The following is a 13,018-nucleotide window of genomic DNA, read 5'->3' as shown; positions in this document are numbered from 1 at the left end:
TTTGAAGGGGTTTAAATGATAAGATTAATATGTGGTAAAAATTCAGTGCTAGATGCAATTAAAAATAAATATCCCATTAAAACCCTTTATTTAATAAAGCAACCTAGCTTTTCTTTGCCACACACAATTAAATTATTAATTTTGCCAAAAGAACAGCTTGATTTAATGACTTCTGAAAATCACCAAGGTTTTATTGCTGAAATTGATGATATTAAATATTACGATTTAAATATTATTAAAAAAGAATTACCTCAAAAAATTTTAATATTGGATCACATAACTGATCCGCATAATTTTGGTGCTATTTTAAGAACAGCAAATGCAAGTGGCTTAACATATATTATATTTCCCAAAGAGAGATCGGTTACTATTAACGATACTGTTTTAAAAGTGTCATCTGGTGGTTTTATTAATTTAAAATTTATTAAGGTAAATTCACTTGTAGCTTCAATTGAAAAATTAAAAAAATGAAATTTTTGAATATATGTAACAAATTTATCTGCCAAAGCTTCAGATATAAATAAAATTAATTTTAATTATCCTTTAGCACTAGTTCTTGGCTCAGAAAAAAATGGTGTTTCTAAATCTATTCTAAAAATGTCAGATCAAGATGTGTATATACCTTTAAAAGGAACAGTACAATCACTCAATGTTTCTGTAGCTGCAGGAATAATTCTATTTAAAATATAGATTGAGATGGTGTGAATATATGGATGATAAAAAAGAGTTTAGCTTTGTTGAATTTAAAATGTCGCAAGCTGAAATTAACAAAATTGCAAGAGTTTTACTTGTAAAATATCATGTACTTTTAGTTAATTTATCTAAAATGGTAATTCGTAAATATTTTAGCTTACCTATAACATGAGAAGATTTGTATGCAGAAACAAGTTTTGAATTAATTAAATTTTACATGAAATTTGATCCCGAAAAACATGATAATTTTGAAATTTATTTAATGACAAAAATAGTCAACCATATGCGTAATTATTGTAGAAAATGATTGTCAAGAAAACATTTAGTCCTAAATCATGCAAGTATTTTGTATGATAATTATCTAGAAGTTAATTTTTTTGATGATGAAGAATCAATTTTTTTAGATTCTGTTAAATTCACACAATTTGAAAAACGCATTATTGAGTATTTAGTTTATGAAAACCTATCCATTGTGCAAATATCAAAAAATTTAGACACAAGTGTTTTCTTTATTAATAAAGCTCTTAAAAGTATTCGAATCAAAATTCGTTCTAAACATTTAAATATAAGTTAGTTATTATAAATTCCTATTTTGTTTGATAAATTACTTATTATACCTGCAATTATGCGGGTATTTTTTTTACATAAAATAAATTATTTAATATAATTGCCCTACTTTAATAATTATTATATTTTTTATAATAAAATTTAAAAAATATTTTCTTTTAAAGGGTTATTTTTACATTTATACAGTGGAGGTAAATATGGAAAAAGAAACTTTAAAAGAAGCTTTAAATCAAATTGAAAAGAAATTTGGTAAAGAAGCAATTATGTTATTGGGTGAAAAGTCCGAGGTTGATGTGGATGTTTTTAGTTCTGGATCTTTATCTTTGGATAAAGCTTTAGGAATTAACGGCTACCCCAGAGGAAGAATCATTGAAATATATGGACCTGAATCTTCTGGAAAAACTACATTAGCTTTACATGCAATTGCAGAAATTCAAAAAAGTGGTGGAATAGCTGCATTTATTGATGCTGAACACTCTGTAGACCCTAGATATGCAAAAAATTTAGGTGTTGATATCGATAATTTAATTTTGTCACAACCCGATTCAGGTGAGCAAGCAATGGAAATAGTTGACACTTTAACAAAAACAGGAGTAATTGATTTAATAGTAGTTGATTCTGTTGCTGCATTAGTACCTGAATCAGAATTAAATGGTGAAATGCGTGACCAATCTATAGGTGCACAAGCTCGTTTAATGTCAAAAGCTTTAAGAAAACTAACAGGTTCATTAAATAAAAATCGTACAACTATTATTTTCATAAATCAAGTTAGAGAAAAAGTCGGAGTAATTTTTGGAAATCCTGAAGTTACTTCAGGTGGAAGAGCGCTAAAATTTTATTCTTCAATTCGTTTAGATGTTAGAAAGCAAGCTTCAATTGGAACTGGTGATGATATTAGTGGTAATTTAGTAAAAATAAAAGTTGTAAAAAATAAACTTTCTGCACCTTTTAAAAGTGCAATGATTGAAATTGTTTTTTCTCAGGGTATTTCAAAACATGCAGAAGTAGGGAAATTTGCTGAAGAAATGGACATAATTAAAAGAAAGGGCACCTGATTTTCATATAAAGGCGAAAATATAGCTCAAGGAAAAAATAATTTAAAATTATTTCTAGAAAATAATTTAGAAGTTTATAAAGAAATCTTTGAATTAGTTTTAGCAAAATTATCAGAATAATAAATTGAATATTAAAAAAAATATATTATATACGATTCCCTTTGCACTTTTATCCATACCATTAAGTATTTCATTACATCTCAATTATCCGACACAACCATTAGTTGCGGTTCACAAAACAAGTTTTAATACTGCTTTTACAGAAGATAATTTTTTAAATAAAATATTTAACATTTTAGAAGCTAATAAAAAAAATCTAGCTACAACAGAATTAGATTAAATGTTAGATCCATCTTTGAAATTAAATATAAAAAATGAATTAAATGTAAATGAAGATAAGTCAGCAAAATATAAATGACCAGGAGGAGCATATATTTTTCCAGTATATGCAGCTTTAGGTAATTTTCAATCATTAAAAGATAAAGATTTTCCTTTATCACATGTAAAGCAAGATCGTGAAAATCAAACAAAAGTTCAAAACGAATTTAATACTTTAGTTAAAAAATATTATCATAAACCAGAAAATTTAAATTTTAATTTCAACTTAGAAAATCCCAATTTGGATGTGGAAATTCAAAAAACAGTTGAAGATAATTCAATTAAACTAAATTTATCTGATTACAATAAAATAATTACTAAAACGGCACAATTTTATTACAAGAAAAAACATTCTGATTATTCTTGATCATCTTGATGAAAACCAAAAAATAATAATGTAGATTTTGGCTTTGTTGATTATCATTATCCTAATTACAAAAGTAATTTTATAAATAATGTATCAAATGATAAAAAAAATAAAAAGTTTGGTCAATTAGATATAGATAATAATTATTTAACCATCAAATATGAAAATACAACTAAAAATTTAGATCAATTTATTCATAACACTCAAAAATTAGGTAAACAGTTTCAAAATATTAATTCTAGACAATCACAAAATATTGATATTCTAATTAAGTTGGGTTATCCAATCCAATCACTTTGATCATTTTTTACAGAATTTAGATACTCAACTGAACCTAGTAATAAAATTAAAAAAGATACATGACTTCCTTTAAGAGAATCTTCATTGCACATTTATAGTGATAGTAATGTAGAAAGCGTTAATGATATAATTAACGCTTTAATGCTTGCTGATTATATACGAGAGAAAAAAACCAAAACTAATTTAACAATAAATGAATTAAAATCATTATTCAACTCTGATGAATTTAATAAGTGAAGAGAACAATTAAAAAAAGATTTTCATGGAGAATATACAGAAGAAGCATTAGAATTAACTAAAAAAAGATTGAAAGAAACGGGTTATAAATATTTATATAGTAATAATAAAATTTTTGCAGATAAACTTAATATTATGAAAAAATTTCCCGATTTTAAATATCATGGAAACACATATGATATTAAAGGTTTATATCCGGATTTAGAACAATTTAGCGGTAATTATGAAAGTAGTAACTTACAATTCTCTATTAATAATGAAAATAAATTTTTTAACGAATTAAAACCTAATAACAATTTAAAAAATACTAAAATAAAATTTAGTAAAATAAACAAAATTAATTTAAATAATTTCTTCAAATTAGAAACCAACTTTGATAATTTAACACAAAAAGCTAATTTGAAGTTAGCAGTAAATAATGAACTTATAAAATCTTTCTTTAATCAAGCTTTTTTAGTTAAATACTATAAAACAATGCAAGATAATTTGATTAGTGAAAATATATTCAAAAAAACTTTTAAACTACTGAATATATTTAACAATTCATATCAAAATTATGTTTCATTTTTTAATAAATTTCTTTTAAATGGCTTAAAAGGAAAATATGAAATTGAAGAAATGGAAAACATTTTAGCTTTATTTAATGCTTTTAAAAATAATTATAATTCCATTAATAATAATATTTTTTCTAAAATATCTAATAATGAAAAAGTAGAAATAAATCTATCAGATAAAAACATTACTGTCCCAAACATAAATATTCCGGAAAATAAGGAAAGTCCATGAGTTAAACTTATGAATGAATCAGGATTCAAATTTAACATTCTAGAAAGTGTTTTAACTTGAAATAGTAATAGTCCTTACTATGATTTAAAATTTAATGAAATGAAATTTATAGATGGCTCAAATCATAATGATTTTTCTAAGCAAAATATTTACAATTTATATTTTAATTTTATTACACCTGTAGTTTTATCTCAAGATATTTATGTAGAAGTTATCAAAAATGGTAATTCTGGAATATTTGAAAAAGTAAAACTATATGATGGAAATACTAAAAAATTTATGTATGTAAGTTCCAAAATTAATAATCCACAAAAAAACAGTAGTTTTATAGATTTTAATAGTCAAATTATTTTAAGAAATTTTTCTATAGATAATAAAAATAAAATTTTAGGAAATAAATATAGTTCTGCTGAAATGACAAATGATAGTATGAATATTAAATTATCAATTAATAAATTGTATGAAAATTCAAGTAAAAATCAGGGAAAAACAAACAATTTTTTAATGAAAAATGATATTTTATATTGAAATACTTCATTCGAAAACTCTAATAGTCTATTAAAGATAAATATTGAAAAATTATCACAAAAAAATAATTTAAATAAAGAAAATATAATAACATTGCCAGCTTCTATAGAAAAAATAGAAGAGCAAAAATTAGCTCATCAATATGTAGATTATTCTGTTTCCAATAAAAAAATCTGAAAAGGTAAAATAATCAATCTTTTAAAAAATTTATTTGATTCAAAACTTAATTTTTCTTCCACTTCCAATGATTTTGGAACAATAATAGACAAAGAAATTTATAAAAAAATTTTTGTGGAATTTAGTGAAAATGCTGATCCATTAAATTTGAAATTGAAAGCAGTTCCAAAAAATAGTTTAGAAGAAAAATTAAAAAAATGAATTTTAAAAAATAAAATAGAATTATCTAGATTATTACCTAATAATGTAGAAGGACAATTTCATGTGGTAATAGAATTACCACCATATTTTAATAAAAACAATCTTGAGCAATCAAAATTATTCAAACATTTAGAAGACGAATATGATGAAACAGGAAAAGTTATTTTGCAATATTATTTAATGAAAATTAATACATTAAAATTACAACCTAAATTAATTGAACCTTCATTTAATAATCTTTTAAATTGAGAAAAAAATGATACAAAACTATATGATGATTCTCAAATTCCTGAACTTATAAGTACTTTAAAAGATTCTAAAGACAAAGACATTTTTGGTTTTATAGAATTTAATAAGGAATTGTTATATCCTCAAATAGATCATTTTGTTGAAGAGCAATCAGATCAATATTTTAGAATAAAATATCCAAAAGAAATTAATCAGTCAATTCTTCATAACCAACCTGTAATATCGCAAACAATCGATTACAATTTATTGTTTAAAAACATTATATTTCACCCAAGTTGAATAGTAAATTTAGATAAAAATGAAATATTAATACCTTTGAATTTTTTCTTTAGATTTAAAGAAAAAATTCAATTACCTGAAATAAATGAAGAAATCTTTGATGAATATTTATGATATGGATGAGATAGTAAAAATGAAAAAAATAAAAACTTAAAAGATATAGCTAAAGAGTTAAATGAATTATCTTTAGATAGTAAAAAACTTTTGTTTAATTATGAAGATGATTTAGAAAAAATTAGAGATATAAATTTTAAAATAACAAAAAATATTTTAACAATTAATTTTGAAACAAAACCTGAGTTTTCATGGGATAAAAATATAAGTTTTATAAATATAAAAGTAGAACGAAATCTTTATCCAGTTGATAGTTTTCAAATTGATCAAAAATTTGAAAAAATTATTAACGAAAAAAATACAAAAGATTTAACATCTTTTATCAAAGGATTCAATGATCTCAGTTTAGAAGAACAAATCATTTATTTTAAAATAGATATTAAAGATGCAACACTCCAACCAATTGAAAAAATAAAAATTAATTATTTAGAAAATAAAACAGATTTTATTTTAAATATTGAAGCTATTTTATTTAAAAATTTTGTTTGAAAAAATTCATTTGATAAAAATATAAGCATTAGTATTAAAAAAGAAAATAGCGAAGAAAATTATAAGGAAATTAAAATTAATCAGGTTAAATTAGCTGAAACTCCCAAAATTAATAATGTTAAAATTAAAAATTTTATTGATTCAAATAATATTTATACGTCTCAAAAATTAGATGATATTTTAAACAATATTACTGAAGAAGAAATATTAGAAATGTTAATTTGAGAAATTGATGGAACTTCTATAGATAAAATTTTAGATGAAATATCTGTAAAACAGGAAAATGGTAAACTAGTTTTTATAATTAAAATTAATGATAAATATGTTTGAAAAGATAATGAATTTAATAGTATTTTAAAATCTAGAAAATTTAATTTTAAATTTAAAGAAATTCCAAAAGTAGTTCCTATAGAAATTGAAAAAAATAAACCGTTAAGAAATTTTAATCCTAAAAATGATAAAGTTGAGGTTTTAGAATCCCCTAACACTTTAGATCAAATAGAAATTGTGAAAGAAGAACAAAAAGAAAATAATAACAACACATTAATAGCTATTTTAAGTGCTGGAATTGGATTTATTTTGTTTAGTATTATATCTTTCGTTTTATATAAATACTGACAAAAGAAAAATAAAAGATAAATTTTCAAAACTAAAAAGGTTAATCTAATATGATTAATTTTTTTAGTTTTGAAAATAGTTATTTATTACTTAATTCTAAAAATTTTTTATAAGCAAAATTAATTGCTTTCGTTTGAATTTCTTTTCTATTACCTTTATATTGTTTCTTAAAAACTTGATCATTAATAGCGATATAAACTAATCCAACTGGCTCGTTATCTAAAACAGTAGGACCCGCATTTCCTGTAAAGCTAAAACAATAATCAACATTAAAATATTTTTTACCTTGTAACGCCATTTCTTTTGCTGTTTGAGAATTTATTACTCCTTGAGATGTATTAATTCCCATTTTTTCTTTGATATCATTCGAATATGTAACTATTGAGCCTTTAAAATATTGAGATGCACCTGGTTCTCTTGTAATTTTATAGGAGAATCCGCCTCCTGTGAAAGATTCAACAGAAGCAAAAGTTTTTGTTTTAGTCATTTTAATTTCCATCCAAAAAATATTTTTAAAATTCAATAACAATTATAAAAATAAATTAGTATTGTTCAAAATTATTGAATATGAAATAATATTCTATTATTTAAAATCTTCTAAATTAAATTTATAACTTTTTTTACAAAAATGACATTCAACAGAAACATTATGATATTTTTCAATAATTTCATGGATTTCTTCCATTGGCAAAAGTTTTGCAGCTTCTAATGTTTTTTCTCTAGAACAAGAACATTTCCATTGTGCTTGTTTTTCTTCTAAAACATTTCCATCAATTGCCTCAATATATTCTTCTAAACTCATTTTATTAATATCATAAGTTTTAATAAAATCATAAATGTAGGAAATATCTTCATCAGTGTGTCCTGGAAGAAGTTGAAAAATAGCTGAATAAGCTCTTTTTATTTTATTTTTTGATTCAAATTGTACACTATCACGAATTGCGGTTTTTATTTGTTCAGATAAATCAAAATAATAAGCTAAATCTGTAATTATATCTGCACCAGCTAAAATTACTTCACTACCAAATTGTTGACCATTATATAGATGTACAACTTTTAGTTTTCCTGTTTGTCCTATTCCTAGAATTAAAGGAATTTGAGCATTTATCTCATCATCTTTTTCTGTTTCGATATTATCATTACCGATTAAAGCACGGATATTGCCCTGATTATTTGATTCTACAATAATATTTTTGATTGGTCCATCAGATGTTATACTGGCAATTGTTTTTCCATTTTTTTTCTGAGTCATAAATGAAAGTACACCAAATACGGCAATTGCTTTTGCCAAAATCAAAGATGGTAAATAATTTTTAGAATGAATATTAATTGCTTTTTGTGCAATTTCTGTGAAATCTGAAACAAAAATCCGGATATTATTTTTAATAATAATGATAGTTTTTGACATAAACTAAATATAGTTCCTTTGAATTGGAAATTTTTTAGTTAATTCTAGAACTTCCGATTTTAATTGTTTAATTAAGTTTTCATTTTGATAACCTAATAAAGCTTTGTCGATTATTTTTGCTAGTTGAATAAATTGTTCTTCTTTAAAATTTCTAGAAGTCATAGCAGCAGTCCCTAAACGAATTCCTGAAGTCACCATTGGTGATTCTGAATCATGGGGAATAGTATTTTTATTACATGTGATATTGATTTTTGATAAAATTTCCGCTGCAGCTTTTCCGGTTAGTCCATATTTAAATTTTACGTTAATTATAAACAAGTGATTTACAGTTCCACCAGAAATAACTTGTGACCCTAACTTGATAAATTCATTGGCAAAAGCTTTAGAATTTAAAACAATTTGTTTTGTGTATTCTTTGAATTGAGAACTTAAAGCTTCATTAAAAGCAACGGCTTTTCCTGCAATTGCATGAAATAGTGGACCACCTTGATAACCTGGGAAAACTCAACGATTCATTTTCTTAGCGATTTCTTCATCATCTGTCATGATAATTGCACCACGAGCACCGCGTAATGTTTTGTGCGTAGTTGAAGTGATAATGTGTGCATAACCTACAGGTGATTGATGTTGTCCACCAACAATTAATCCTGCAATATGAGCAATATCGGCCATTAAATAAGCACCAACTTCATCAGCAATTTCGCGGAATTTTTTAAAATCTACTTCTTGGGAATAAGCTGAGTAGCCACAAATAATTAATTTAGGTTTTATTTCTTTGGCAATTTTTAAAACTTGATCATAGTCAATAAATCCTTTTTCATTTACATCGTATGAGTGAGATTCATAAAAAGTTCCAGAAAAACTAATTTTATATCCATGAGTTAAATGCCCCCCTGAAGAAAGAGACATTCCTAAAACTCGTTCCCCTGGTTTTAAAACTGTTGCAAAAGCTGCAGCATTAGCAACAGAACCTGAATAAGGTTGTACGTTAACATATTTAACATTGAACATTTTTTTTAATCTATCAATTGCTAAATTTTCAATAATATCAACATTTTCACAACCATCATAATATCTTTTCCCCGGATAACCTTCACCATATTTATTAGTTAAAATACTACCAGTTGCCTTTAAAACATCTTCAGAAACATAATTTTCTGATGCAATTAATTCAATATGTTCTTCTTGACGTAATAATTCATTATTAATCGCTTTTTGAACTGCTTGATCTTTCAATTCTATTTTTTTGTACATTATTTTTCCTCAATTCACGTTCTTTTTGAACTTCTATCTGATGTTTTTCAAATCGTTTTAGATCTTTAGAAAAGATTGCATCAATTCTAGCTTGTGCTTTATTTATTCCTATAATTATAACTTCAACTACATCACCCATTTTGTAAATATGGTCATCCACTTGAACCTTTAATCCTTCATTAGAAGGAACATAAGAATTTGCAAAAATATTAAATTTACTTATTAAAGCATCAACCTTATCTGCAAATTCTACAAAAATTCCGAATTTTGAAATTGACATAATTTGTCCGTTTAAAGTATGACCAATTTTAGATTCATAAAATTCAGCTTTTTTTATTCCAGAAACTTTTCTTTCTAATTCAACTGCTCTTTGTTCAGATTCACTATTTAATTTTGCAATTGAAGGTAGAATTTGTTTAAAGTGTTCAATTTCTTCATCGTGTTTTTCAAACAAAAATCTTCTAATCATTCTATGTGCAATTAAATCGGGATATCTTCTAATCGGAGAAGTAAAATGTGAGTAAAATTTTGAAGCCAATCCAAAATGCCCAATGTTTTGCGGAGAATAAATAGCTTTTTGCATTGTTCTTAATAAAAGAATTTTAATAAATTCATCAAAGCGAATTTTCTTTACTTTAGCAATTGCATTTGCAAAATCTTTAGGATCTTTTGATAAAGGGATTGTAATATCTACATCAATCATTTTCAGAATTGCTTGAAGTTGTTCTAATTTTTCAATTTCTGGTGCATCGTGGATTCTGTAAATAAAGGGATAACCTTTTTCAGTCATAAATTTAGAAATAATCTCATTAGCACGAACCATAAAATCTTCTATTAAAATTTCTGATTTACCGCGTTGAGTAGGTTTAATATCAATTGTTTTACCATTTTCATCTAAAATTATTTTAGATTCTTCAATTTCAAAATCAATATAACCTTCTTTGCTTTTATATTTTCTTAAAATTTGAGCCAATTCATCAGCTAAGTTTAATGATTGTGATAATTTGTCATCAAAATTCAATTCTTTTTGAAAAAATTTATTAACATCTTTATAAGTTAGTCTTTGATAAGAATTAATAATAGAAGGATAAATTTTTACATTTACATTTTCACCAGAAGAATTAATTTCACTTTCCATTGTTAATGTAAAACGATCCACCTGAGGATTTAGAGAACAAATTCCATTTGATAATGATTCAGGTAACATGGGAATAACTGTATTAGGTAAATAAATTGAAGTTCCACGTTCAGCAGCTTCCAGATCTAGAGCAGAACCTTCTTTAACGTAATGAGTAACATCAGCAATATGTACACCTAATAAATAATTACCATTTTTCAATTTTTCTACACTAATAGCATCATCAAAATCTTTTGTATCATCGCCATCAATTGTGTAAATAATTTTTTTTCTTAAATCAATTCTATAATGAATAGAGGGATCATTATCGATAGTTTTAGGAATATTATAAGCTTCAGCGATAGTTTCGGCTTTGAATTCATAAGGTAAATTTGATATTTCAATTTCAGCCTGAATATCAATGAAAGCTTCATTGTATTTTCCAAGAATTTTAAGTAATTTAATAAAAATTATATTATTTTCATGTTTTTGAATTTCAACTTTCACCACATCATTTTCTTCAATTTTAGTATTTTCTACAAAATGATATCTTGCTTTATAAATTTCATTAATAGGTTCAAAATCTAAAAAAGCACCATTTTTAATAATTGTTCCTACAAGATATTTAGTATTTCTTTGTAAAATTTTTGTAACAATTCCGTAGTTAAATTCTTCATTATTTTTAAAGTTTTCAATAACATTAATTTTGACTAAATCGCCATTAAATGCACCATTAATTCCTGATTTTGGAATAAAAATGTTTTTTTCACTATCTTCACTGCTTTTGACAAAACCAAAACCTTTTAAGTTAACGGACAAAATTCCTTCCACAGATGCAAGGATTTTAGGAACTATATATTCCCCTTCTTTTGTTTTAATTAATAAACCCTGTGAAACTAAATTACTCAAAAATAAGCTAAAATCACGGTTATTTTGAGGTAGTATTTTCAAGAATTTTACAATATCTATAAAACTAGAAGGTTTTTCTGATTTTGAAGAAATATATTTAATAACTTCATCTTGATTAAAATTTTTTGACATTTAAATTAATAAAATAATCTAATAACTATAGCAAACACAAAAAGAAAAATTCCTGCTGTAAACATTAAAATTTTTAAAACTTTTTTATACCCTTGTTCTTTTGAAACTTTGAATAAATCTAAATCACTAGATCCTACTAAAGCACCTGAAAAACTGTTTGAGTCAGGAGCCATCAAAAAAGAAATAATGATAATAATAACTGCAAGAAACACCATTATGGCCGTTAGAAGTGTGATCATTTTTGCCTTTCTTTTAATTTTTTAAATTATTTTTAAATCAAAATCCTCTATTTAAATTTAATATTTTTAATGCCTAATTATACAAAATTTAATATTATTTTTTTTGATTTAAATTTTTTCATCAACCATTTTTTGTATTAGATTGTATATTTTTTCATTTTGTTCATAGAAAATTGCGTGACCACAATTTTCTATTGGATAAAGTGGAGCATTAAATTCTTTAGCAATACTATAAACTGCATCAAATTGGACAAAATTATCTTCTAAACCATTAGCAAAAATACATTTATCAATTACTTTTTCATACAAAGGCTTTAAATTTTTTTCTAAGTATTCTTGTGAGATAATTTCTTTATCTAACATTTTTTGAAAGATATTTCTCCTTAAATTAACTAATTTTAGGAAATGTTTTGCTGTATTTGCAATATTTTGTTCAAAAAAATTATTTTTATTTTTAACTAATTTTTTTGTGCTTTCAATAGCTTCTTCAATGTTTGTTGGTAATAACCATTTTTTAATATTTGCCGCATGCTCTGCACTGTGATTAATCAAGTTATAATTGATTGGTGCTCCTAAAAATATTTTTTTTACAGAAACTTTTGAAGCTACATAAACAGCACTAGCTGCTCCTAAAGAGTGAGCTACTATATAAAAATTTTTTAATTGAAAATGTTCAACAAAAGCTAAAGCAATTTTTTGATAAAAATCAATTGTTAAATCATTGTTATAACTACTTGAGCCGCAACCTGGAAAGTCAAAAGCTACAATATCAAAATTTCTATTTACATTATTATAAATTTCATTAGCAAATTTGTAATTTGAGAAAAAGCCATGTAAAAATAAAATTTTCGGTCTTTTGTTATCTTCAAAAATATAATTTATTTTTTCGCCTAGAATATCTATTTTTTGATTTATCATACT

Annotated in this window: 11 protein-coding genes; 5 read left to right on the top strand and 6 right to left on the bottom strand. The window is 24.3% G+C overall.

Translation table 4 applies throughout. The annotated features are described in order from the left end of the window. The first annotated feature begins 15 nt into the window (after window positions 1-15). The 5 genes from rlmB (at window position 16) to NV226_RS01855 (ending at window position 7,059) form a co-directional block, all read left to right on the top strand. The gene (gene rlmB / locus NV226_RS01875; RefSeq protein ID WP_258210637.1) at window positions 16-690 is read left to right on the top strand and encodes a 23S rRNA (guanosine(2251)-2'-O)-methyltransferase RlmB; all 675 of its coding nucleotides are present in this window, start codon (window positions 16-18) and stop codon (window positions 688-690) included. Between the two features lie 19 nt (window positions 691-709). Further along, entirely contained in the window at window positions 710-1,267 is a 558-nt protein-coding gene (locus NV226_RS01870; protein ID WP_258210636.1) for a sigma-70 family RNA polymerase sigma factor, read from the top strand. Between the two features lie 190 nt (window positions 1,268-1,457). Beyond that, on the top strand, window positions 1,458-2,435 hold the full coding sequence (gene recA, locus NV226_RS01865; RefSeq protein ID WP_258210635.1) for a recombinase RecA: 978 nt from the start codon (window positions 1,458-1,460) through the stop codon (window positions 2,433-2,435). Between the two features lie 4 nt (window positions 2,436-2,439). Further along, window positions 2,440-2,655, top strand: coding sequence for a hypothetical protein (locus NV226_RS01860; protein ID WP_258210634.1), 216 nt, complete (start codon window positions 2,440-2,442; stop codon window positions 2,653-2,655). Further along, a complete protein-coding gene (locus NV226_RS01855; RefSeq protein ID WP_258210633.1) occupies window positions 2,656-7,059 on the top strand; it encodes a hypothetical protein in 4,404 nt (1,467 codons plus the stop codon). It abuts the gene before it with no gap. A 58-nt stretch (window positions 7,060-7,117) separates the two neighbouring features. On the opposite strand, the gene NV226_RS01850 is transcribed toward NV226_RS01855, so the two are convergent. From NV226_RS01850 to NV226_RS01825, 6 genes are all read right to left on the bottom strand, one after another. Continuing rightward, a complete protein-coding gene (locus tag NV226_RS01850; protein ID WP_258210632.1) occupies window positions 7,118-7,537 on the bottom strand; it encodes a CinA family protein in 420 nt (139 codons plus the stop codon). A gap of 84 nt (window positions 7,538-7,621) precedes the next feature. Beyond that, on the bottom strand, window positions 7,622-8,446 hold the full coding sequence (locus NV226_RS01845) for an Hsp33 family molecular chaperone HslO (RefSeq protein ID WP_258210631.1): 825 nt from the start codon (window positions 8,444-8,446) through the stop codon (window positions 7,622-7,624). 3 nt (window positions 8,447-8,449) lie between these two features. Then, window positions 8,450-9,700, bottom strand: a complete 1,251-nt coding sequence (glyA, locus tag NV226_RS01840; protein ID WP_258210630.1) for a serine hydroxymethyltransferase — start codon at window positions 9,698-9,700, stop codon at window positions 8,450-8,452. Beyond that, a complete protein-coding gene (gene rnr, locus NV226_RS01835) occupies window positions 9,651-11,858 on the bottom strand; it encodes a ribonuclease R (protein WP_258210629.1) in 2,208 nt (735 codons plus the stop codon). Before rnr ends, glyA begins: the two co-directional genes overlap by 50 nt. 5 nt (window positions 11,859-11,863) lie before the next feature. After that, window positions 11,864-12,097, bottom strand: a complete 234-nt coding sequence (secG, locus tag NV226_RS01830; RefSeq protein ID WP_258210628.1) for a preprotein translocase subunit SecG — start codon at window positions 12,095-12,097, stop codon at window positions 11,864-11,866. Between the two features lie 108 nt (window positions 12,098-12,205). Continuing rightward, complete coding sequence (locus NV226_RS01825) at window positions 12,206-13,015, bottom strand: alpha/beta fold hydrolase (protein ID WP_258210627.1); 810 nt, start codon at window positions 13,013-13,015, stop codon at window positions 12,206-12,208. Window positions 13,016-13,018: the final 3 nt, after the last annotated feature.

This window comes from Mycoplasma iguanae, assembly GCF_024722375.1.
GTDB classification, from domain to species: Bacteria; Bacillota_I; Bacilli_A; order Mycoplasmatales; family Metamycoplasmataceae; genus Mycoplasma_M; species Mycoplasma_M iguanae.
This window is presented reverse-complemented; position numbering and strand designations above follow the sequence as displayed.